This window comes from Aquabacterium sp. G14 (assembly GCF_037482285.1).
In the GTDB taxonomy this organism is placed as follows: Bacteria; Pseudomonadota; Gammaproteobacteria; order Burkholderiales; family Burkholderiaceae_C; genus Aquabacterium.
In genome coordinates, this window is record NZ_JBBEYB010000018.1 from 35,943 (window position 1) to 58,760 (window position 22,818).

22 protein-coding genes and 2 pseudogenes are annotated in these 22,818 nt (G+C 64.2%); 15 read left to right on the plus strand and 9 right to left on the minus strand.

Annotated elements, in window-relative coordinates; translation table 11 throughout:
• Positions 1-16 precede the first annotated feature (16 nt).
• From WIT60_RS15150 to WIT60_RS16920, 3 genes and pseudogenes are all read right to left on the minus strand, one after another.
• Positions 17-412 carry a hypothetical protein gene (locus WIT60_RS15150; RefSeq protein WP_339584709.1) on the minus strand — a complete coding sequence of 132 codons (396 nt, stop codon included), beginning with the start codon at positions 410-412 and terminating at the stop codon, positions 17-19.
• Positions 413-433: 21 nt separating this feature from the next.
• Positions 434-784, minus strand: a complete 351-nt coding sequence (locus WIT60_RS15155; protein ID WP_339584710.1) for a DUF805 domain-containing protein — start codon at positions 782-784, stop codon at positions 434-436.
• Positions 785-988: 204 nt separating this feature from the next.
• A pseudogene (locus WIT60_RS16920) lies at positions 989-1,051 on the minus strand (zinc-ribbon domain-containing protein); the annotation flags it as partial.
• 181 nt (positions 1,052-1,232) lie between these two features.
• Here WIT60_RS16920 and WIT60_RS15160 point away from each other — a divergent pair.
• Positions 1,233-1,907 (plus strand): DsbA family oxidoreductase, encoded by a 675-nt coding sequence (locus WIT60_RS15160; protein ID WP_339584711.1) that lies wholly within the window; start codon positions 1,233-1,235, stop codon positions 1,905-1,907.
• 11 nt (positions 1,908-1,918) lie between these two features.
• On the opposite strand, the gene fabR is transcribed toward WIT60_RS15160, so the two are convergent.
• Positions 1,919-2,599 carry an HTH-type transcriptional repressor FabR gene (gene fabR / locus WIT60_RS15165; RefSeq protein WP_339584712.1) on the minus strand — a complete coding sequence of 227 codons (681 nt, stop codon included), beginning with the start codon at positions 2,597-2,599 and terminating at the stop codon, positions 1,919-1,921.
• 111 nt (positions 2,600-2,710) lie between these two features.
• Here fabR and WIT60_RS15170 point away from each other — a divergent pair, with 111 nt between their 5' ends.
• Together WIT60_RS15170 and WIT60_RS15175 are read left to right on the plus strand one after the other, a co-directional pair.
• Positions 2,711-3,835: a ferredoxin reductase gene (locus WIT60_RS15170; protein ID WP_339584713.1), complete on the plus strand. Its 1,125-nt coding sequence runs from the start codon at positions 2,711-2,713 to the stop codon at positions 3,833-3,835.
• A 14-nt stretch (positions 3,836-3,849) separates the two neighbouring features.
• Positions 3,850-4,965 (plus strand): fatty acid desaturase family protein, encoded by a 1,116-nt coding sequence (locus tag WIT60_RS15175; RefSeq protein ID WP_339584714.1) that lies wholly within the window; start codon positions 3,850-3,852, stop codon positions 4,963-4,965.
• 96 nt (positions 4,966-5,061) lie between these two features.
• On the opposite strand, the gene pgl is transcribed toward WIT60_RS15175, so the two are convergent.
• Complete coding sequence (gene pgl, locus WIT60_RS15180; RefSeq protein ID WP_339584715.1) at positions 5,062-5,814, minus strand: 6-phosphogluconolactonase; 753 nt, start codon at positions 5,812-5,814, stop codon at positions 5,062-5,064.
• Between pgl and edd the strand changes: the two genes are divergently transcribed.
• The 11 genes from edd to WIT60_RS15235 all read left to right on the plus strand — a co-directional run bounded on the left by edd (position 5,813) and on the right by WIT60_RS15235 (position 17,838).
• Positions 5,813-7,675, plus strand: coding sequence for a phosphogluconate dehydratase (edd, locus tag WIT60_RS15185; RefSeq protein WP_339584716.1), 1,863 nt, complete (start codon positions 5,813-5,815; stop codon positions 7,673-7,675). The two genes, pgl and edd, sit on opposite strands and share 2 nt — an antisense overlap.
• A complete protein-coding gene (locus WIT60_RS15190; protein WP_339584717.1) occupies positions 7,672-8,325 on the plus strand; it encodes a bifunctional 4-hydroxy-2-oxoglutarate aldolase/2-dehydro-3-deoxy-phosphogluconate aldolase in 654 nt (217 codons plus the stop codon). Before edd ends, WIT60_RS15190 begins: the two co-directional genes overlap by 4 nt.
• Before the next feature lie 163 nt (positions 8,326-8,488).
• Positions 8,489-9,823 carry a glycosyltransferase gene (locus tag WIT60_RS15195; RefSeq protein WP_339584718.1) on the plus strand — a complete coding sequence of 445 codons (1,335 nt, stop codon included), beginning with the start codon at positions 8,489-8,491 and terminating at the stop codon, positions 9,821-9,823.
• On the plus strand, positions 9,810-11,045 hold the full coding sequence (locus WIT60_RS15200) for an efflux RND transporter periplasmic adaptor subunit (protein ID WP_339584719.1): 1,236 nt from the start codon (positions 9,810-9,812) through the stop codon (positions 11,043-11,045). Before WIT60_RS15195 ends, WIT60_RS15200 begins: the two co-directional genes overlap by 14 nt.
• Positions 11,046-11,062: 17 nt before the next feature.
• Positions 11,063-11,791, plus strand: coding sequence for an ABC transporter ATP-binding protein (locus WIT60_RS15205; protein ID WP_339584720.1), 729 nt, complete (start codon positions 11,063-11,065; stop codon positions 11,789-11,791).
• Positions 11,791-12,951, plus strand: coding sequence for an ABC transporter permease (locus tag WIT60_RS15210; protein ID WP_339584721.1), 1,161 nt, complete (start codon positions 11,791-11,793; stop codon positions 12,949-12,951). The genes WIT60_RS15205 and WIT60_RS15210 overlap by 1 nt, the downstream gene beginning before the upstream one ends.
• 12 nt (positions 12,952-12,963) lie before the next feature.
• Positions 12,964-14,130, plus strand: coding sequence for an ABC transporter permease (locus tag WIT60_RS15215; protein ID WP_339584722.1), 1,167 nt, complete (start codon positions 12,964-12,966; stop codon positions 14,128-14,130).
• 10 nt (positions 14,131-14,140) lie between these two features.
• Complete coding sequence (locus tag WIT60_RS15220) at positions 14,141-14,938, plus strand: Crp/Fnr family transcriptional regulator (protein WP_339584723.1); 798 nt, start codon at positions 14,141-14,143, stop codon at positions 14,936-14,938.
• Between the two features lie 115 nt (positions 14,939-15,053).
• Positions 15,054-16,256 carry a YncE family protein gene (locus WIT60_RS15225; RefSeq protein ID WP_339584724.1) on the plus strand — a complete coding sequence of 401 codons (1,203 nt, stop codon included), beginning with the start codon at positions 15,054-15,056 and terminating at the stop codon, positions 16,254-16,256.
• A gap of 69 nt (positions 16,257-16,325) precedes the next feature.
• The gene (locus WIT60_RS15230) at positions 16,326-17,240 is read left to right on the plus strand and encodes an MBL fold metallo-hydrolase (protein WP_339584725.1); all 915 of its coding nucleotides are present in this window, start codon (positions 16,326-16,328) and stop codon (positions 17,238-17,240) included.
• A 49-nt stretch (positions 17,241-17,289) separates the two neighbouring features.
• On the plus strand, positions 17,290-17,838 hold the full coding sequence (locus WIT60_RS15235) for a hypothetical protein (protein ID WP_339584726.1): 549 nt from the start codon (positions 17,290-17,292) through the stop codon (positions 17,836-17,838).
• A gap of 81 nt (positions 17,839-17,919) precedes the next feature.
• Here the strand turns inward: WIT60_RS15235 and WIT60_RS15240 are convergent, their stop codons facing one another.
• Positions 17,920-19,131, minus strand: coding sequence for an acetylornithine transaminase (locus WIT60_RS15240; RefSeq protein ID WP_339584727.1), 1,212 nt, complete (start codon positions 19,129-19,131; stop codon positions 17,920-17,922).
• A 303-nt stretch (positions 19,132-19,434) separates the two neighbouring features.
• Positions 19,435-20,055: a flavin reductase family protein gene (locus tag WIT60_RS15245; protein WP_339584728.1), complete on the minus strand. Its 621-nt coding sequence runs from the start codon at positions 20,053-20,055 to the stop codon at positions 19,435-19,437.
• Between the two features lie 621 nt (positions 20,056-20,676).
• Here WIT60_RS15245 and WIT60_RS15250 point away from each other — a divergent pair.
• Positions 20,677-21,624: an AAA family ATPase gene (locus WIT60_RS15250; protein WP_339584729.1), complete on the plus strand. Its 948-nt coding sequence runs from the start codon at positions 20,677-20,679 to the stop codon at positions 21,622-21,624.
• A gap of 161 nt (positions 21,625-21,785) precedes the next feature.
• Here WIT60_RS15250 and istB read toward each other — a convergent pair whose 3' ends face one another.
• Both istB and WIT60_RS15260 read right to left on the minus strand, forming a co-directional pair.
• Positions 21,786-22,583 (minus strand): IS21-like element helper ATPase IstB, encoded by a 798-nt coding sequence (gene istB, locus WIT60_RS15255; RefSeq protein WP_012080644.1) that lies wholly within the window; start codon positions 22,581-22,583, stop codon positions 21,786-21,788.
• Positions 22,576-22,818: pseudogene (locus WIT60_RS15260) on the minus strand (IS21 family transposase); the annotation flags it as partial. The gene istB and the pseudogene WIT60_RS15260, both read right to left, overlap by 8 nt.

Below are 22,818 nucleotides of genomic sequence, written 5' to 3' on the forward strand. Positions count from 1 at the left end.
CGCCCACTCTGCCAGACTAGGCCTGCGCCGACAAGGCCGCCACCGCCAGCACCACCGCACCGACGCTCACAACAGCCAACCAGATCGTGCGCACCCGATTTCGCTCAATGCGCTGAACCAATTGCGCGTTCTGCTCGGCCAACTGCTTGGTCAACTCTGACGAGGCCAACATCTGGGCGTGCAACTCGGCCACCACACCTTCCAGCTCGCGGATGCGCAACTCCAGGGCCGCGGGGTTGAGCGCCTCGGCGGGCGCAGGAGCCGGCATCGGACCGCTCTGCGGCGCGGCGCTCCCTGTCTTGCCTGAAACGGACTTCCACAACTTCTTGGCGCCTTCAGCCACCTTGGGAGCGTTGTTGATGACCTCCGTCCAAGGGACCTGAGACAGAACCGTGAGCCAGCCAATCGCCATGAAACCTCCTACGCCATCCGGTCAACTCACCCCCTTGGGGTTGAGCCCATACTGATTACCGCCCGGCTGACTGTCTTGCACCGTAAAGAACAACAAGATCAAGCCCCCCAAGAAGGGCAGCAAGGCGATGAGCATCCACCAGCCACTGCGACCGGTGTCATGCAAGCGGCGGACCGTGACGGCCAGACTGGGCAGCAACACACCCAAATAGTACAGGCCGCTCAACAACCCGATACCCGCATCGTCATCGAAGCTGCCCGTGATGCTGTCGATGATCACCAACCCAATGATGGCCAAGCAGTTGAACAACACAAAGTACCAGTACTCAGCCCGTTGCGCACGGCCGCTGAACACCGCGTACTTCTTCAACACCCAGAGATACCAGTCAATGCCCGAACTCCTGTTGTAATCAACTCTTTGTTGCTCTTGTTCAGTCCGTTGACTGGCCTGCGAGGGCTGAATGGGTTGACCCGCAACGGGACGCCCATGGCGCAAGGCAAGCCCAGCGTAAAACTGCAAATGATGGCCTGACTGCCCAGCTGTGGGGTTATCTTGGCCTGCAACTCCAGTTTGTGCGCCGCACGCCGCACAGAACTTGTCTTCAGGGTGGTTTTGCGCCCCACATTGCGTGCAGAACATCGGCTTCCTCAACTTGAATTGCTATGTATGCTGGAACCATAGCGCATACAGTTGGCTCTGGTGTGTCCAGTTGGACACAGCACATGAGCAAACCGGGCTAACCCTGAGGCCTTGGCCGCGTCAAACAGCAGGATTTGCCGAGTTGGGTACGATGAACCATCCTGTTGACACCTGCCACACCATGTCCGCCACACTCAAGATTGACTTTGTTTCTGATATCTCTTGCCCATGGTGTGCCATTGGATTGTCGTCGCTGCTGCAGGCCTTGGCGCGCCTCCAGGACGAGGTCCAGGCCCGGCTGCAATGCCAACCGTTTGAGCTGAACCCCCGCATGGCCCCAGGCGGCCAGGACATTGGTGAGCACCTGACCGAAAAGTACGGCAGCACCCCAGAGCAACAAGCGCAGATACGCGAGACCATTCGGCTGCGCGGTGCCGAGGCGGGCTTTGAATTCAGCCCTGACGGCCGCGGTCGCATCTACAACACCTTCCAGGCCCACCGTCTGCTGCACTGGGCCGCCGTCGAATATCCGGAGCGACAAGTGGCACTGAAGCTGGCCCTGCTGCAAGCCTGTCACCGAGACCGCCAGGCCATGGACCAACCAGAGGTGCTGCTGGCCGCCGTCTCAGAGGCTGGGCTGGATGTGGATCACGCCCGCGCCATCTTGCAAAGTGACGAGTTTGCCGACGAGGTCCGTGAGCAAGAGTCGTTCTACACCAGTCACGGCATCCACTCTGTACCGGCCGTGATCGTGAACAACCGGCATCTCATTTCAGGCGGCCAGCCCGTGGAGGTGTACGAGCGTGCGCTGCGCGAGATTGCGGCGGCCGCTGAGAGCGAGGCCCCAACGGCCTGACACCCTGGGACTCAACGCTCGGTCACCCCGGTCACCGCCAGGGTTTGCGTGCCGGTCACAATCATCCGCACCATCAGCACCAGTTGCTCGGTCAACTCATGGAGTTTGTCAGGCGGCGCGTCCATCACCGTGGCCCCAATGGCGAACACCAAACGGGTGATGGCCTTCGCCGTCAAGGCCGGCTCAAACAAACCGGTCTTGTTCACTTCGGCCAGACGGATCAAGTCCAGTCGCAACTCTTCCTCAAAGTAGTTGAGCTGACGGTCCACCGCCTGTTTGAAAGCGTCAGAGCCCACCGAGCCCTCGCGCAAGAGAATGTGCAGCAACTTGTCGTCGCTTCGCAGTTGCTCCATGAAGGCCTCGACGGAGCCGCGTACCACGCTGCGGTCGGTGCTGGCACGCTTTCGGGCCTCACCAATGATCTGCCGCAGCGATTCCCCGGCGCGCTCGATCAGGGCCACGGCCAACTCGTCCATGTCCCGAAATTGTCGATAAAAGCTGTTGGGGGCAATGCCTGCTTCTCGCGCCACTTCGCGCAAACTCAAGGTCGACACGCTGCGATTGGGCCCAGCCAACTTCAAGGCGGCCTCAATGATGTCATCTCGTGAAATGACGGCTTTTCGCCCAGGCGTACCCGGCGTGGTGGGCTTGTTCACAGGGATGTCAGATAGCGCGGTCAGGATGCTGCTCATGGTGTGGGTGGCCAAGGCAACATCATATCGCCCAGCAATTAATGCACAAGTGTATAGACAAATGTTCGCTTGTGCGTATACTTCGTCCATCAAGATTCAAGAACCGCCTCTGTGACCGTTTCCTACTCCGCTTCTCGTGGCCAGGCCAATGTGGCACCCAGCGCTTTGCGCAAGGTGGTGGCACCCTTCGTGAACCCGGGCATCTTCGATTTCTGGGTCAGCAAGTTGAACCCGGCCTGGTCGTGGGACCGCCCGCTGGCCCGCGTGGTTGAACGCAAGGTCGAGGCGCTGGACACCGTCACCTTGCTGCTCAAGCCCAACGCGCACTGCGGCACGTTCGTACCGGGGCAGCACATCAACGTCACCGCCGAGGTGAATGGCCGCCGCACGACGCGCAGCTACAGCCTCACGGGTATTCCGCGCCGCGACGGCCGCCTGTCGCTCACCATCAAGCGGGTGGACAAGGGCGTGCTGAGCACCCACCTCGTGCAACACACGCAGGTGGGCGACGTGCTGGAATTGGGCCCCGCCTTTGGCGAGATGACCTTGCCCGCCAAGCCCGAGGGTGAATGGTTGTTCCTGGCAGCTGGCAGCGGCATCACTCCCTTGATGAGCCTGACGCGCAGCCTGGTCGCGCAAAACATGCCGGTAGACCTGACCCTGATCTACTGGGCCAAGACCCGTGCCGAGTTGTGTTTCGTCCGCGAATTGCGCGAACTGGCGACCCAGTTCCCCCGCTTCAAGCTGCAGTTCGTGCTGGAGAAAGAGCCGCAACTGCTGCAAGGCGAAGAATCGGGCCTGATCAGTGCAGAACAGCTCGCCCGCGTGGTGGGTGACCTGTCGGCGAAGCAGGTGTACGCCTGCGGCCCCAGTGGTTTTGTCGATGCGGCCCGCGGCCTGACGGAAGGCCAGGTGCGCAGCTTCACGGCCGAGGGGTTCACGCCCGTGGCACCCATCACGGTGGCCGATGCGGCCACCGCCACGGTGAAGGTGCACCTGGCGGCCAGCGGACGCGACCTCGAAATCCCCACCAATCTGTCGATTCTGGATGCACTGGAAGCCCAGGGGCTCAAGCCCAAGGTGGGTTGCCGCATGGGCGTGTGCCGCACCTGCGTGTGTACCCGCACCGAAGGCACCACCCTCGACATGCAGTCGGGCGAACAAGACGCCCAGCCGGGCATTGACGTGCGCATTTGCATGACACGCGCCCGCACCGACCTCACGCTTGACCTGTGAAAGTGATTGCTGACATGAGCAAACCGACCAGCCGCGTTCTGAGTGGCGACGAACTGGAGCGCTTCGGCGCCGAGATTGACGACCTGCGCGCCCGCACCGTGGCCGACCTCGGTGAGCGCGATGCACGCTACATCCGCAATGTGTACAAGGCCGTGCGCTACTCCGAGATCCTGGGCCGCGCGCTGTTGATGGTGGCGTGGTTCCTGCCTGAAGGCTGGGTGTTCGGCACCGCGGCCCTGGGCGCCGTGATTCTGGGTCTGTCCAAGATCCTGGACAACATGGAGCTGGGCCACAACGTCATCCACGGTCAGTATGACTGGATGGGGGACCCCACGCTGAACGGCAAGAGCTTCGAGTGGGACATCATGGGCACCAGCGACAACTGGCGCAAGACCCACAACTTCCGTCACCACACCTACACCAACATCCACGGCATGGACGAGGACCTGGGCTATGGCGTGCTGCGTCTGTTCCCCGAGCAGAAATGGCACCCGGCTCGCCTGGGTCAACCGATCTACGCCATCATCTTTGCCATCCTGTTCGAGTGGGGTGTGGCCATTCAGGACCTGCGCCTGGGTCGCTGGCTGACAGGCCGCGTCAACAACAAGCAGATGTTCCAGATTGCACAGCCCGCTCTGGTCAAGATGCGTCGTCAACTGATCAAGGACTACCTGATCTGGCCGCTGCTGGCTGGGCCGGGTTTCCTGGTGGTGCTGGCCGGTAACGCGGTGGCCAACGTGATCCGCAGCCTGTGGACCTACACAGTGATCTTCTGCGGCCACTTCACGACCGACGTGCAGACCTTCCCCAAGAGCGTGCTGAAGAACGACAGCCGCGCCCACTGGTATGTGCGCCAGATTGCCGGCTCGTCCAACCTGAGCGGCGGCTTCTTGCTGAACGTGATGACGGGCAACCTGAGCCACCAGATTGAGCACCACCTGTTCCCGGATGTGCCCGCCAACCGCTACGCCGAGATGGCCGTGCAGGTGCGCGACATCTGCCAACGTTACGGCCAGCACTACAACACCGGCTCGATGGTCAAGCAGTTTGGACAGGTGCTGTGGCGCATCCTGCGTCACTCCTTCCCCAGCTCGCCGGCGCGCACCCTGCGCCCGAAGATGGCCAAGTAAAGGACGACGGGCCGCACGCCTTGCGGCGTCCCCGCCAACCGCATCTGTGCTTACCGGCCGGATGCGGTTTTTTCTTTCCTGTTCAGAGCTGCGCCATCAGGCGTGGAAGATGTGGCAAGGCACGGTGTGCTGTTGCAGCGCGACGCGGATGGGGTACTCGGCCACGTCACCCGGCAACATGGCCTGGTGCAGCAACTCCAGCTTGTCTTCCCCTGTGAGGTGGACGATGAGTTGGCGCGTGTCGAGCAAGGCCCGACGTGTGAGACTCACGCGGGGCACGGGGACATTGGGCGGCAGGGGTGCCTCCACGGCCAGGCAGCGGGCGGGCGCCGCGTCCAGCAGGGCATAGGGCAGTTCGGGCGCGTCGGGGAAGAGCGAGGCGGTGTGACCATCGCCGCCCATGCCCAACACCACCGCATCGGCCGGCCAGGACAGCGCGGCCAAGGTAGCTTCGAGCGCGGGCACCCCCTCGGCGGGGGTGGTGGCACCGTTGTACAGGGGCACGAAGTGGGCTGCTGCCGCATGGGCTTTCAGCAGGTGAGTGCGCACCAGGGCTGCGTTGCTGTCCGGATGATCGGGCGGCAGCCAGCGTTCGTCGGCCAAGGTCACCGTGACCGCAGACCAGTCGAGCGCGCAGCGGGCCAGGGCCTGAAAAAACGGCACAGGCGTGCTGCCCCCTGACACGATCAGCAGGGCCCGCCCGCGCTCGGCCAACCCCTGGCGCAACAAAGCGGCGACATGGTCGGCCAGGTCCAGCGCCAGCAGGGCCGGATCGGCGGCGTGGTGAAAAGTGTGGTGCAGCGAGGGGGGACAAGACAGCTCAGGCATCAGCCCATCATAATGAGCCATGCCTACTGCTCCCCAGCATCCCCCTCTTCACGACACGGTGCGGGCGGTGACCGACCGCATCCGGGCTCGCAGCGCGGCCACGCGTACGGCCTACCTGCAGCGCATCGACGCGGCGGTGCGCGACAACGCGGTCGAGCGGGCGCAACTGGGCTGCACCAACCTGGCCCACGGCTACGCCGCGGCCCCGGCGGGCGACAAGATCTGGCTGCGTCAGCAGCGCGCGCCCAACATCGCCATCGTCTCCAGCTACAACGACATGTTGTCAGCCCACCAGCCGCTGGCGGCCTACCCGGACTGGATCAAGCAGGCCGCGCGCGAGGTGGGGGCCACGGCGCAGTTTGCCGGCGGCGTGCCCGCGATGTGCGATGGGGTGACGCAGGGCCAGCCGGGCATGGAGCTGTCGCTCTTTTCGCGCGACGTGATCGCGATGGCCACCGCCGTGGCCTTGTCCCACAACATGTTCGACGCCACGCTGTGCCTGGGCGTGTGCGACAAGATCGTGCCGGGCCTGCTGATTGGCGCGCTGAGCTTTGGCCACCTGCCCACCATTTTTGTGCCGGCTGGCCCGATGGGCACGGGCCAGAGCAACGAAGACAAGGCCAAGGTGCGCCAGCGCCACGCTGCCGGCGAGCTGGACGATGCCGCCTTGCTGGCCGCCGAAGAAAAGTCGTATCACGGGCCGGGCACCTGCACGTTTTACGGCACCGCCAACAGCAACCAGATGCTGATGGAGATCATGGGCCTGCACCTGCCGGGCACGGCCTTTGTGTCCCCAGGCACCGCCTTGCGGGAGGCGCTGACCCGCGCGTCGGCGCAACGTGTGGCCCAGCTCACCCGCCAGGGGCCGCAGTACACGCCTGTGGGCCAGGTGGTGGACGAGCGCGCCGTGGTCAACGGCATCGTGGGCCTGCTGGCCACCGGGGGCTCCACCAACCACACCCTGCACCTGGTGGCCATGGCACGGGCAGCGGGCATCGTCATCAACTGGGATGACTTCGATGCGCTCTCCAGCGTCGTGCCACTGCTGGCCCGCGTCTATCCCAACGGCAGCGCCGATGTGAACGCGTTTCAGGCCGCGGGCGGGATGGCCCTGGTGATCCGCGAGTTGCTGGACGCCGGTCTGCTGCACCCGGATGTGCGCACCGTAGCCGGACCCGAGGGCCTACGGCACTACACCCGGCAACCGGTGCTGCAGAACGGCACCTTGACATGGGTGGAAGCCCCTGCGCACAGTGGCGACCCCAGCATCATCGCCACCGTGCAGGCGCCCTTCTCCCCGGATGGCGGTCTGAAGCTGCTGCAAGGCAATCTGGGCCGCGCTGTGATCAAGGTGTCGGCCGTCAAGCCCGCACACCGCGTGGTCGAGGCGCCTGCGCTGGTCGTGCACAACCAGCAGGCCTTGCACGAGGCCTACCAGCGAGGCGAGCTGAACCGCGATGTGGTCACTGTGGTCATCGGCCAGGGCCCACGCGCCAACGGCATGCCCGAGCTGCATGCGCTCACCCCGCTGCTGACGAATCTGCAAGACCAGGGCTTCAAGGTGGCGCTGGTGACCGATGGGCGCATGTCGGGCGCATCGGGCAAGGTGCCGGCGGCCATCCACGTGACACCCGAGGTGCTGGCGGGCGGGCCACTGGGCAAGCTGCGCACCGGCGATCTGGTCCGGCTGGACGCCGAAGCGGGTACGCTGCAGGCTCTGGTGCCCGAGGTCGAGTGGGCTGATCGCACCGAGTTGGCGCTGGACGTGAGTGACGCCCATGTGGGCGTAGGCCGCGAGTTGTTTGGCGGCCTGCGGCAGATGGTGAGCGGCGCCGAACAAGGTGCCATGACCTTTGGTGGGACGGAGCAAAGCGAAGCATGAAGGGTGACGAACTGACACTGGAGAAGGCATTGACCCGCGGCCCGGTGATCCCGGTGCTGGTGATCGACCGGGTGGACGACGCCGTACCGCTGGCGCGTGCGCTGCTGGCCGGCGGCGTGCAGGTGCTGGAGGTGACGCTGCGCACCCCGGCGGCGCTGGACGTGATCCGCACCCTGGTGCGCGAGGTGCCCGAGGCCCTGGTGGCCGCTGGCACGGTGACCACGCCCGAGCAGTGGGAAGCCGTGGCCCATGCCGGCGCCCATCTGGCCGTGTCCCCCGGGCTGACGCCGCGCCTGCTCAGTGCCCTGCACAGTGGTGCGCCCACCCCGCTGTTGCCTGGCGTGGCCACGGCTTCCGAGCTGATGACCGCGATGGACGCCGGCCTGAACCGCTTCAAATTCTTCCCCGCCCAGCAAGCGGGTGGCGTGGGCATGCTCAAGGCTTTTCACGGGCCCTTTGCCGATGCGGTGTTTTGCCCGACCGGGGGCATCACCTTTGACACGGCCTCCAACTTCCTGGCCTTGCCGAATGTGGCATGTGTGGGCGGCTCGTGGCTGGCCCCGACCTCGGCGGTGCGGGCGGGCGACTGGGGTCGCATCACCGAACTGGCCCGCGACACTTTGAGCCTGGGCGGCACGCTCACCGCCTGATTGGCGACACTCATGGGCAACGCGCCCACACCCTCTTTCTGGGGGGGTGATCTGGCATTCCCTAACCGTGAAGCAATTCACGCTGGCTTAGTCTGACAACAAGCCCAGCCAGTCTGGGTGTCCCTGCCTCGGCAGAGTCGTTGTCGATCAACCCAGAGGGCACATGCCAAGCTCCGCGCCAGACACCGCTGCTTCTCGTCGCATCGTGCTCACCACCTTTGGGACACATGGCGACGTTGTGCCTTTCATTGGTCTGGCCAAGCAGCTGCAGGCCCTGGGCCACCGCCCGGTGCTGGCCACCTCGGACTTCTTTCGGGACCTGGTGACCGCGCATGGCGTGGAGTACGCGCCCGCCGCCCCGCACCACAGCCAGCATGAACGCGATCTGGGCCTGACCCAGGCCGAGCGCCTGCAAAAAGCCTTTCACCCGCTGCTAGGTGGCAAGTTCGTGATGGAGAAGCTGGTCTATCCCTACATGGACCAGATCTGCGCCGAGCTGGACGCGGCCTGCGAAGGCGCCGACCTGCTGGTGGCGCCTCCCACCACGCCCTGGGCCCACATGGTGGCGCACAAGCGCGGCCTGCCCTGGAAGTCCGTCATCCTGCAGGCGCTGACCCTGAGCCTGCACAGTGCCCAAGACCCTCCGGTGGTCTCCAATGCCTTGTCGCTGCGCCCCTGGCCGCGCCTGCTTGGTGAGGAGCGCTACCGTCGGTGGTTCCGCACCCTGCGCAACTCGGGCCGCAACTTCATCAAACCGCTGGACGACAAGGCGCGCGAGTACGGCATGTTCGACCCGGCCCGCAACCCGATCTTCGAAGGTTGCATCTCGCCCTGGGGCAGCGTGGCCATGATGGCACCCGAGATGATGCGCCAGCCCATGCCCACCGACCTGCCCGGTCCGGTGGACTTTGCCGGCTTCAACTTCTTTGACGGCAACACGGCCCCCTTGTCCGACGAGCTGGAAGCCTTCCTGCAAGACGGCCCTCCGCCCTTGCTGTTCAGCCTGGGCTCGTCGTTGTGGTTCCAGGCCGCGCGCTTTTACCCCGGCTGGTCGAAGCTGTGCGCGCGCCTGGGCGTACGGGCCATTTTCCTGGCTGGCCAGAACGCGCTGACCGGCCCCCTGCCCGCAGGCCAGATCACCGTGCCCTGGGCCTCGGTGGGCGCGCTGTTCCCGCGCTGCCATGCGGTGGTGAACACGGCCGGTTGCGGTATTTCCTCGCAGGTGATGCACGCCGGGGTGCCGCAGTTGCTGGTGCCCTTCGGCATGGACCAACCCGACAACGCCGCGCGCCTGGTGCGCCTGGGTGCAGCCCTGAGCGTGCCACCACGCAAGGCCCGCGGCAAAACCTTTGAGCAGGCCCTGCATCGCCTGATCCATGACCCCACCCTGCACGCACGCGCACGCCAGTTGCGACAGGACATCAACCCGGTGTGTGGCACGGTGACCGCCGCACGCCTGATCGCCCAATCTTGCCCCGCCCGCCATGAGCAGCCATGAAGTACCCCAGGCCTCCGCCCTGTCCAAACTGAAGATCGACCGCAGCGCGCAGGCGCCGGTGCGCAAGAAGTCCGGGGTGACGACCTGGTTGCTGCTGGGTGGCCTGGCCGTGGGCGCCGCAGCGTATGCGTGGATGCCGCGCGCCACCGAAGTGAGCACCACCTCGGTGGTCTTGAGCACGCCCTCGCAGCAGTATGTGCAGTTGACTGCCTCGGGCTATGTGGTGGCCCAGCGGCGTGCCGCCGTGGCGTCCAAGGCCTCGGGCCGACTGCTGGAGTTGAACGTGCGCGAGGGCTCTCAGGTCAAGCGCGGCGAGTTGCTGGCCCGTCTGGATGCCAGCGACATCCAGGCCGCGATCTTGGGTGCCGAGGCCGCCGTTCTGCAGGCCGAAGCCAACCACAAGCAACTGTGGGTGCAGCTGATCAACGCCCGCGCCGAAACCGCGCGCGCGCGCAGCCTCGAAGGCCAGGGCTTCATCTCGCCGCAAATGGTGGACACCACGGTGAGCAAGAACAAAGCGGCCTTCGCGGCGGCCGCCGCAGGCCAGGCCGCGCTGGAGCAGGCCCGCGCCCAGCTCAAGGCTCAAAAAGTGGCCCTGGACTACACCGAGATCCGCGCCCCCTTTGACGGCGTGGTGCTGGTGAAGAACGCCAACGTGGGCGACATCATCACCCCCATGTCGAGCGCGGCCGGCGCCCAAGGGGCCGTGGTCACCATGGCCGACATGAGCACGCTCGAAGTCGAGGCCGATGTGTCGGAGGGCAACCTCTCCAAAGCCCAAGTGGGCCAGCCCGTCGAGATCGTGCTGGACGCCCTGCCCGGCGTGCGCTTCAAGGGTCGCGTCTCGGGCATCGTGCCCACGGTGGACCGTGCCAAGGCCACGGTCATGACCAAGATCCGCTTCGAGCAGCTCGACGCCCGCATCCTGCCCGAAATGAGCGCCAAGGTCAGTTTCCTGTCGCAAGACATCAGTGCCGCCGATCAAAAGACCGTACTGGCCGTGCCCGCTCACGCCATCGTCACGGACCAGGGCAAGAGCGTGGTGTACCGCATTGCCTCGGTGGACGGCAAGGAGGTGGCGCAGGCCGTGCCTGTGACCCTGGGTCGCCAGTTGGGTGACCTGCGCGAAATCAGCGGCGAACTCAAGCAAGGCGACAAGCTGGTGGGCACGCCACCCGCTCGACTGTCTGACGGCGCTCGCGTGCGCCTGGCCACGTCCTGAGGCGAGGGCTTCGCAGTATGAACGCCACGCATGAAGCGCCTGAGAGCAGCACCGACGACACGCTGATCCGCATCGACCACCTCAGCAAGACCTACAGCCGCGGTGGCCAACCCATCCCGGTGCTGAAAGACATCAACCTGGCCGTGCGCCGCGCCGAGTTCGTCTCGCTGATGGGCCCCAGCGGCTCGGGCAAGAGCACCCTGCTCAACCTGATCGCGGGCATTGACCAGCCCACCTCCGGCACCATCCGCATCGCCGGGGTAGACATTGCCACGCTGGACGAAACTGCCCTGGCCGACTGGCGCGCGGCAAACGTGGGCTTCATCTTTCAGTTCTACAACCTGATGCCGGTGCTGACAGCCTTCGAGAACGTGGAACTGCCCTTGCTGCTGACCAACCTGACCCGCAAGCAGCGCAAGGCCCATGTGGAGGCCACGCTGGAGATGGTGCGCCTGGCCGACCGCATGGACCACTACCCCAACGAGCTGTCGGGCGGCCAACAGCAACGCGTGGCCATTGCCCGCGCCCTGGTGACCGACCCCACGCTGATCGTGGCCGACGAACCCACAGGCGACCTCGACCGCGCCACGGGCGAAGAGGTGCTGGCCCTGATGGACGAGTTGCACCACGACCTGGGCAAGACCATCGTGATGGTGACGCACGACCCCAAGGCCGCCGCCCGCGCCAGCCGCATGATCCACCTGGAAAAGGGCGTGCTGGTGGACGACCCGAGCGACGCGCACTGATGTTCCTCTTCAAGCTCCTGCTGAAAAACGCCTTCCGGCACAAGCTGCGCACCCTGCTGACCATGGTGGGCCTGGTGGTGGCCATCAGCGCCTTCGGGCTGCTGCGCACCATCGTCGACGCCTGGTACGCCGGCGTGGAAGGCACGTCCAGCACACGCCTGATCACCCGCAGCGCCATCTCGGTGGGCCAGCCCCTGCCACGCTACTACGCCGAACGCATCCGCAAGATCGAAGGTGTGAGCGGCGTGACCTGGGCCAACTGGTTTGGTGGCATCTACTTGGACCGCCGCAACTTCTTCGCCCGCTTCGCGGTCGATGGCCCCAGCTATTTCGCCCTCTACCCCGAGTACCAGGTGAGCGACGCCGAGCGCGCCGCCTTCATGGCCGACCGCCAGGGTGCCATCATCGGTCGCGACCTGGCCCAGCGCTTTGGCTGGAAGGTGGGCGACACCATCCCGCTCAGCGGCACCATCTACCCCGGCAACTGGAGCTTCACGGTCCGCGGCATCTACGCCTCACCCGATCCGGCCACGGATGAGAGCATCATGCTGATGCACTGGTCGCTGCTGTCCGAGAACCTGCGCAAACGCCTGGGCAACCTGGCGGCCGAGCAAGTGGCCCTGTATGTGGTCGGCATCAGCGATCCCAGCCGCGCATCGGCCATCTCGCAAGAGATTGACGCGCTGTTTCGCAACTCCAACGCCGAAACCAAGACCGAGACCGAGAAGTCGTTTCAGCTCGGCATGGTGGCCATGAGCCAGACCGTGCTGATGGCCATTCGCGCGGTGAGCTTTGTCGTCATCCTCATCATCATGGCCGTGATGGCCAACACCATGACGATGACCGCGCGCGAGCGCCTGGCCGAGTACGCCACGCTCAAGGCCCTGGGCTTTTCGCCCGCCTTCGTGGTCAAGCTGCTGTTTGGCGAAAGTCTGATGATTGCCGTGATTGGCGGCGCGGCCGGCATCGCCCTCACCTTCCCGCTCACCGCAGCCTTCGTGCAGCAAACGGGCACCTTGTTCAAGGTCTTCGAGGTGTCGCAAACCACCTTGGTGTACCAGGCCCTGGCGGCCTTGGTGGTGGGCCTGCTGGCCGCCGCCTGGCCGGCCTGGAAGATGTCGCGCATCGACATCGTGCAAGGCTTGCGCCACGTGGCCTGAGGCAGAACACCCATGCGAGCCATTCCCCTGTCTTATGTGATGCGCAACCTGTGGGTGCGCCGGGTGACCACGGTGCTGACCGCCGGCGGCATGGCCCTGGTGGTGTTCGTGTTCGCCACCGTGCTGATGATGAGCGAAGGCATCAGCGAGACCATGGTGGCCACCGGCCAGGACGACAACGTGGTGGTGATGCGCAAGGCGGCCGTCACCGAGATCAACTCCAACATCACCCGCGACCAGGCCAACGCCATCGACACCCTGCCCGGCGTGGCCAACGACAACCTGGGCCGCAAGATGGTGTCGCGCGAGGTGGTGGTGCTCAACAACCTGCCCAAGCGCGACGGCACCATGGCCAACGTCATCATGCGCGGCATGTCGGAGTTCGGCATCAGCCTGCGACCTCAGGTGAAGCTGCTGGAGGGGCGCATGTTCCGCCCCGGCACCTCCGAGATCGTGGCCGGCAAGGCCATCGCCAAGGGCTTTGCCAACGTCGAGGTGGGCCACATCCTGCACTTTGCGGGGCGCGATTGGACCGTGGTGGGCATCATGGACGCCGACCGCAGCGCCTTTGATTCGGAGCTGTGGGCGGACTCACACCAGGCCATGCAGGCCTTCCGCCGGCCGGCTTACTCGACCATCTTGTTCCGCCTGTCGCGCCCCGATGCGCTGGAGGCCGCCCGCCAGGCGGTGGACGCCGACCCACGACTGCAACTCGACGTGAAGCGCGAGACGCAGTTCTACGCCGAGCAGTCGGAATCCATGTCGCGCTTCATCAAGCTGCTGGGCATGTCCTTGTCGGTGATTTTTTCGATCGGGGCCATCGTGGGCGCCATGATCACCATGTTCGCGGCTGTGGCCTCGCGCATTGGCGAGATCGGCACGCTGCGCGCACTGGGTTTTCGCAAGGAAGCGGTGCTGATCGCCTTCCTGGGCGAATCGCTGGGCCTGTCACTGGTGGGTGGGCTGATCGGTCTGGGAGCCGCCTCGCTGCTGCAGAGCGTGGACGTGTCCACGGTGAACTACGCCAACTTCTCGGAAATGGCCTTTCGCTTCCGCTTCACCGCCAGCGTGGCGTTTCAGACCCTGGCCTTTGCGCTGTTCATGGGCGTGGTGGGCGGCTTCATCCCGGCCTGGCGGGCGGCGCGCCTGAGCATCATCGAGTGTCTGCGCCAGGCTTGAGGAGCTTGCCTTGCCCACATCCGACCCCAAGCACTACCTGCCGGTGCTGCAAAAAAGTCTGTGGTTCAACGGGTTGCCAGCTGCGGCCGCACAAGACCTGCTCAGCGAAGCCACGGTGCTGCACCTGGGTGCAGGGCAGCAGCTGTTCCTGCGCGGTGACAGCTTCGACGGCATCTACTGCGTCCTGGAGGGAGGTCTGCGTGTCACCGGAATCGCCCCCAACGGACAAGAGAACCTGTTCAGCGTGATCTCGCCCCCCACCTGGTTTGGAGAAATCGCCTTCTTTGACGGCTTGCCACGCACACACGACGCACTGGCCGTGGGGCCCACGGTGCTTCTGAGGGTCTCTCCTGCGCGACTCCATGAACTGGTCCGCACCGACCCACAGTGGAGCTTCAGGCTGGCGGTCTTGATGGCGCAGAAAACCAGGTTGCTGTTCTTCGCGCTGGAAGCCATCGCGAGGTTGGACACGCAAGCCAGGCTCGCCCGCGTCATTGCGATGACGGTCACGCAAGGCGGCACGGCCATACCTGACCTCGTGGGCCGCATTTCCCCGCTGAATCAAGGCTCACTCGCAGAAACCCTGGGCGTGACGCGTCAAACCGTGGCCGCCGGGTTGAAGGTGCTGCAAGACCAAGGCATTGTGAGCCTGAGCTACCGCCGGGTCACGGTGACCGACTGGCCACGCCTGTGTGAGATGGCCAAAATCGATGCCGAGTACCCGCCTCCTTCCCGGCAGCGCGATGACACCCCTGCGAATGAGGGGGTGACGCAGAACATGCCCCATCGAAAACCCGGAGATTGTTAAATACCACACGTTATTCCAGACCTTGGCTGATCACCATCGCGGCAGCCACTCGCGCCGACTGACTGCGTTCACGGCGCCTGCTGGCGGTTCGCCCCCACAACCGAGGAAACATGGAATGACCAACAGAAACCATCTTGCTGCAGCGGGCCGTGTGGCCCTCGCCTGTGTTGCTTTGCTCGCTGGCACCGCATCGAATCCAGCCTTCGCCCAATCCGCCAAGAAGATCCTGGTCGTGGGCGACTCCGCCGGCGGCACCCTGAGTTTCGTGGACGAAACATCGCTGAACAGGCTGGGTTACGTCAACGCCATCCCCGACCTCAAGGAACGCCTGGCCGAGATGGACATCATCCGGCGTGCGACCTACGAGGTCGCCAAAGCCACCAAAGGCGGCGACCGCTTCGTCGATGACATCGCCGTCTCGCTGGATGGCAAGACCGTCTTCATCTCGCGCTCGAACCTGTCGGACGTGATCGCCATCGACCTGAGCTCGCCTGATCACCGCATCCTCTGGCGCTTCCCGATCCCCGGCATCAACGCCGACCACATGGGCATCAGCCCCGATGGCAAGCACATTGCCGTCTCGGCCACCAGCGCCGGCAACTTCTTCGTGATCGACACCGCCACCGGCAAGCAAGTCGCCAAGGTGCCGACCGGCGCCTTCCCGCACCAGAACGACTACTCGCCCGACGGCAAGTACATCTACAACTCCAGCCTGGGCATCATCCCCCTGCCCTACGCCATGAACGCCCTCAAAGGCAAAAAGCAGATGACCGTGGTGGATGCCAAAACCTTCCAGGTGGTCAACAAGTGGACCTTGCCCTACGGCATTCGCCCGAACGTCATCACCCGTGACGGCAAGCTCACCTACCTGCAAATGTCTTACCTCAACGGCTACGCCAAGGTGGACATGGCCACCGGCAAGGTGCTCAACAAGGTCGAGATCCCGATGAGCGATTACGCCAAGGAACACTTCAAGACCAAGGACGACTATCCGCTGAACTCGGCCTTCCACGGCATGGCCATCAACGGCGCCGAGACCAAGCTGTGCATGGCCGGCACGATCGACAACTACATCGTGGTCGCGTCCGTGCCGTCCATGACGACCGACCGCATCCTCCCCTCCGGCTCCAAGCCCTACTGGGCCAGCACCAGCTCGGACGGCAAGCGCTGCTACGTGTCCAACAGCGAAAGCAACGACCTGTCGGTGGTGGACTTCGAATCGGCCACCGAAGTGGCGCGTGTGAAGGTGGGCCAATACCCACAGCGCAGTCGCCTGGCCACCGTGCCACAGGCCATTCTCGACAACCTGAAGAACTGATCGCACTGACCCGGAGCTGGGGGCCATCGCCGCCAGCTCAGAGGCCTGCAATCCAGAGGAAAGTCCCCCATGAAGACCATGTTGGCCCCATTGCTCGCAGCCATGGCCCTGTGCATGGGTGCACACCTGAGCCCTGCTCATGCTGAGAGCGTCACACCGCCCCTGGCGGCGCCCGGCGTCATTCAGGTGCCGGGTGTCGAGCGCTACCAACTGGGAGACATTGAGGTCTTTGCCTTGTCGGACCAGCGCTTCGTCATCGATGCGGCCCCGTTCGCCAAGCTGCCGCAGAGCGAGTGGCCCCAGGCCATGGCACGCTCATTCCAGACCGATCCAAGCCTGCACAGCGTGACGGCGTATGCGATTCGCCAAGGCAACACCGTGGTGCTGGTCAACGCGGGTCGCGGTGCGCGTCTGGGCGAGGATCTGGGGCAGGTCACAGAGAACCTGAAGTCTGCGGGCATTTCTCCCGATGAGGTTCAGGCGGTGTTCCTGACCAATCTGCACGCGCACCAGGTCAGCGGCTTGCTGGGCCGTGACGAACAACGCCAGTTCAAGAACGCGCAACTCTATGCCTCCCCGGAGGCCATGATCCACTGGCTCGCAGACCACCACTACGTTCAGGCCCCAGACCAGGAGAAGGTGGCCTTTGCCGCCACGATCACCAGCCTGATGCCGTATGTCAAGTCCGGCAAGCTGCAGGCGGCTGACAGCGGCGTATCGCTGGTGCGGGGTCTGAGCGTCTTGCCCCTTGCGGGCGGCGCACCGGGCTCCGTGGGCTACCTGATCGAGTCGGGAGGGCGCAAGCTCTTGATCACCGGTGATTCGACAGCATCAAACCGGGATCGTCGCCAGACCCTGTCCCAGGCCGCGAAGCAGCGCTGGATCGTGGCCGACAGCTTGGCGCCCTTTCCGGGCTTTGACCGCCGCCCAACAAATGCGAAAGGCCAACTGAGTCAGGCCCCTCGGGGTGTCACGCCCAAGTGATCCCTCGCTGCCCCACTCCTTCGTCACGTCACCTCACGTCTGCTGTTTCATGATCAAGATCCAATCCACCCGGTTCACCCTACGTTGGCTTTATCTGATAGCGGCGGGCATCGGGCTCGCCGCCATGGGGCAGTTCTGGCTTGCCCCTGTCGAGGACGCTGTGGGCGGAGCGGCCACGCAGCAGCGCAGCGCCGCCCCGCTTCCGGCAAACCCTGGCGGCCAGGGGGCGGCCTTCGTGGCTTCGCCTGACACGACCAACGCCCCCCTGCACGCCCAAGGCAGCAACGAAGATGGCAGCACGGCCCTCGAAACAGGCATGGAGGACTGGCAGAAGCCCGAGAACGTGGCGCTGCGTGCCGAGCTTCAACGCTGGTACGACCACCGTGAAGAGACATCCCTGGAGCAACGTCGGGCCGATGCCAGCGCCCTGATGGCCAAGGTGGAGGCTCGGCAAGCGGCGGGCAAGATCAATCAGACCAGTGCAGCCCTGGCCAAGCTGATGTTGTTGCAGGGCGCGCCCAGTGACGACCCTCAGCACGCGGCACGCCTGCAAGAAGTGATGACGCACCTGGCCGGGACACTCTCGTTTGGGGAGTGACAGCCCGACCGGCAGCCCAGAGGACGGCCAGTGGAACACCTGTGCTCGCGTGAGGCACCCGGTGCTCCGCTTTGAGCTCAGTTAATTTCCGCGTGTGACGCGGGAGCGCTGTGGAGTCATGACCCCCGCCAATATGCTCAACCCCGCCTGAATCTCCTGCTCGGTGCTGTTGAGCCTCGGCATGAAGCGCAAGCAGTGCGGCCGCGCGGCGTTCACCAGCAAGCCTTGTTCGCGGCAAGACTGCACCACCTGGGCCGCGTTGTCGCAGCCAAGTTCAAGCGCCCACAACAAGCCCGCCCCGCGAACTTCACCCAGGCCGTACCGCTGCGCCGGCTCCAGCAAGCCTTCTTGCAACTGCTGCCCTCGCTCACGCACCTGCGACAAGAAGTCCGGCTGACTCAACTCCTGCAATACGGCCAAGCTGACCGCGCACATCAGCGGATTGCCGGCATAGGTGCCGCCCTGGTCGCCATGCTCGAACACGCTGCAATGCTGCTGGGCCAGCACAGCAGACATGGGCACGCCGCCCCCCAACCCTTTGCCCAAGGTCAGGATGTCGGGCTTCACGCCGTAGTACTGAAAACCAAACAACTCCCCCAGGCGGCCGCAGCCGGTCTGCACCTCATCAAAGATCAGCAACAGGCCACGCTCGTCGCACAACTGGCGTAGCGCCTGCAAAAACGCCTGCGTGGCCGGGCGCACCCCGGCTTCGCCCTGCACCGGCTCCAGCATGATGGCCACCGTGCGGTCGCTCAACACCCGGTGGACTGAATCCAGGTCGTTCAGCGTGGCCTTGGCAAAGCCCGGCATATTGGGCGGAAACAAGGCGTCCCACCCCGCTTTGCCGCTGGCCGCCATGGTCGCCAGGTTCCGTCCGTGAAACGCGTTGTCGAAGGTGATGATCTCGAACGCCGCACGCCCCCCTGTTCGCCCCCACTTGCGGGCCAGCTTGATCGCCCCTTCGTTGGCCTCCGCCCCCGTGCTGCCAAAGAAGACCTGATCGAACCCGCTGAGCGCACACAGGCGCTCAGCCAACACCAGCGACGGCAGGTTGTACAGCGCTGGACTGGGCGTGAGCAACTGGGTGGACTGTGACTGCAGCGCCTGGGTGATGACCGCTGGACAATGCCCCAGTGCATTGACCGCCCAGCCTTGCAACCAATCCAGGTAGCGGCGGCCAGCCTGGTCCCACAGCCACGCGCCTTCGCCGCGCACGAAGACGTCGGCAGGACGTGCGGTGACAGACATCAGATGCTGGGACTGCTGTGGAGGTTGTGGCTGAACGGTGTTCATGGTCAAGGGCCTTTCATGCGGAGGGACAAAGAAAAAGGCCACGGGGTGAGCCGTGGCCTTTGGGGGAGGAAATCGGTGCGTCGTTTACATCTTCACCATTTCAACCTCGCGCGCAGGACACGGCAACGAGCGACGGGCTCGTGCGGCTCGGGCTGCGGCGATGTGGAGGGAAATGTGATGCATGTTGGACATCGTACAAGAAAGGCTGCTGCGTTGCGACAGGTTCAGGGTCAATCAGAGTGCGAAGGTCTCCCAACCGATGTTGGATTCAAGCTGATTCCGAGGGGTGAAGCATGCCATCCGCTACGAGGGGCGATACATGCGGAACCGCTGCTCATCGCCAATCGAGAAATAGTCTGCTGGGCCTCCCCCGCGCAAAATCACCCCGGAACTGGCCGTGTCGAACACTCCGTCCTTGAGCAGCCGACGATCGATGTAGACCTTGACCACCTCCCCGAGCACGAGCCAAGTCGGAATCGGCTCATGGCCAGCGGTACGCAACTGGTGGATGTCGGTCAATCGACATTCGAAAGTCACCGGGCTCTGGGCGACTCTGGGCACCCGGATCAACTCCGAATCCACGGCTTCCAACCCTGCCAGCTCGAACTCATTGACCTCCGGCGGGACAGCGGCACAGGTCTGGTTCATGGCATCGGCCAGCTCACGCGTGGCCAGGCTCCACGCGAACTCGCCAGTCTCCTGGATATTGCGCACCGTGTCTTTCCAACCAATGCTGGAGAAGCCGATGATGGGAGGGACGTAGTTGAAAGCGTTGAAGAAGCTGTAGGGCGCCAGATTCACCTGACCGCTCGCGCTCCTGCTCGAAATCCACCCGATGGGTCGCGGACCGACGATGGCGTTGAAGGGATCATGCGGCAATCCGTGCCCGTTGCGGGGCTCGTAGGTATGCGAGTCAGTTTTCATCGCTGTTGGCTCTGGCGTGTGGCCTGTCGGGAAGTGCTCAACTGCAGTTGGGGCGATCGTGCAAGTCTAAGGTCGCAGAGGTGGATGCTGGACTGCAGGAGGGTCCACCAAGCCTGCAGTCTGAGCAGTCATTACAGCCGACTGACCTTCCCACGCAACCACTGAATGACCGGTTTGAAAAGCGATGGTCACTCGATCGGTGAGCACTGATCGCCGGTAGCCAGCCAAGCGTGTTTCTACGCACCGATTACTGCTTTGCAGCGGGATCGGTCTTCCGGTTCATCGAACTCAACGCGCAAAAGCTGCCGTTCAACCTTTGAGCTCAGCCGAGCTGGCCGGCGCAGTAGCGACTTGGTTATACGTGGCAAGCTAGCTAGCCCCTTGCGGGTAAGCCACTTGTGTTGGGGCCCGCGATCTAATTTTGGCCAGCCCAGTTGGTTACCATATGCTTGCAGGACCAGCATAGACGCTTGCGGTCAAGAGCCATCCGGGTCTTGTTGCAACACATTGTACGCAGACTGCCTGACAGGGATCAGAGACCGCTATTCGCAATACCGTAGGTGATGTATGTCCAATGCAAAGTTGCTCAGACAATTGATTAAGGCAGGTATTGACGGAGACGTGGATCGCTTCAAGGCGGCTTCGGAGGCCGTCATCCGTGAAGAACGCGAGAAGAAACACCACCTGCTCGCCAACGACCTGGAGCGGCTGCTTTACGGCGAACGGTCTATCGCTGGCCGGGGCCACCTGCGCCTGCTGCCCGCCAAGGAGTTGCCCATCAACAAGGAGAGCGGCCTGGCTCTGGTAGAAGAGCGGCAAGCCGTCCGCGACGAGACTGACATCGTGCTGGGCGACTGCGCGCAGTCGGCGCTGGACGAGGTACTGATGGAGCACCGGCGTGGTGACGTCCTGCTGGCCCACGGGCTGCAACCGGCCCAACGCCTGCTGTTCTGTGGCCCCCCCGGCTGCGGCAAAACGCTGGCCGCCGAGGTCATTGCCAGCGCGCTCGAACTGCCGCTGGTGGTCGTTCGCCTAGACTCCGTCATCTCGTCGCTGCTGGGCGAGACCTCTGCCAATCTGCGCAAGGTCTTCGACTATGTGTCGGAACGTCCCGTGGTCGCGCTCTTCGACGAATTCGACGCCCTGAGCAAGGACCGAGGCGCCAGCGACGACCACGGCGAGCTGAAGCGCTCCGTCAACGCCGTGTTGCAGATGATGGACGGTTACCGGGGCCCGAGCATCTTGATTGCGACGACGAACTACGAAACGTTGCTCGATAAGGCGGTGTGGCGGCGCTTCGACGAGGTCATCCGCTTCGAGCCGCCGAACCTGGAGCAAGCCAAGAGGCTGCTGGCCGTGAAGCTGTCCGGAGTGCGCCGGAACTTCGAGACTGACGACTCGAAGATCGCCGCACTCTTCAAAGGCCTGTCCCACGCCGACATCGAGCGCGTGCTTCGCCGCGCCGTCAAGGACATGGTCCTGTCCAACCGTGAGTTCCTCGCCAAGGCCCACCTAGAGGCTGCGCTGGCGAAAGAATACCAACAACTGTCCGCGCCGATCCAAATCTGAGCCACCGTGCCGATCCAATATTGAGCCAGGGCTGGTAGCCGACCAAAGGGTGGTCAGCTGTGGATAAGTGTAGAGCCTGGCCTGGGTTTTGAGTTTTCCGGCCGGCTTGGTTGAACATCAAGGGGGAAGCCGCGCAGCGGCTTCCCCCTTCGCTTTGAGCTTCAGGCCTTGCCCTCTGCTGCAGCCTGCATCCGAGACTGCTCTCGTGCCTTGATGCGCCTCTTGGCCGTGCTGGAACTGTGCAGGAATCGGTGTGACTCGTTGCCCGTCTCCAGGATGTGGCAGTGGTGTGTGAGCCGGTCCAGCAGCGCCGTCGTCATCTTGGCATCACCAAAGACACGCGACCATTCCGCGAAGTCCAGATTCGTCGTGATCATCACGCTGGTGTGCTCGTACAACCGGCTGAGCAAGTGGAACAGCAGCGCACCGCCTGCCTGGCTGAACGGCAGGTAGCCCAACTCATCGAGGATCACCAGGTCCAGGCGCAACAAGCTCGTCGCGATGCGTCCGGCCTTGCCTTGTGCCTTCTCTTGCTCCAGCGCGTTGACCAGATCCACCGTGGAGTAAAAGCGCACGCGCCTGCCATGCTTGGTGATGCCGGACACGCCAATGGCTGTGGCCAGGTGGGTCTTGCCGGTGCCAGGCCCTCCCACCAACACCACGTTGTGCGCCACTTCTGTGAAGCCTGTCTCTGCCAGCGTGTGAACCAGCTTGCTGTCAACGGGGGACACAGCGAAGTCGAACCCAGCCAGGTCTCGATGCACAGGGAACTTGGCTGCATGCATCTGATGGCTCACCGAGCGCATGCCTCGGTCTGTGGCCTCGGCCTGCAGCAGGTGTTCAATCAACCACCGTGCATCCTCTGAGCCCGTACTGGACCCTTGTTCGATCAGGTCCAACCATGCGCCCGCCATGCCGTGCAGGCGCAGTTGTTTGAGCTCTGCAGCGATATCACGCATGGTTGATCTCCTCCGTGCCGCCTTGCCCGCGCAAGCTGTCGTAGCGCGCCGTGTTGGCCAGTGGGGCCACTGTCGCCTGCAAACAGGTCTGTGCATCTTCAGGCGTGGGTGCAGGGTTGAGCCTGCTCAGAACATTGATCACATGCTCGACGCTGACCTTGCCAGACGGTGGCGCGCTCTCCAGCGCCAATTCAACTGCCACCAGCACCGCATCCAGGCCAGCTGTGCTCACAAT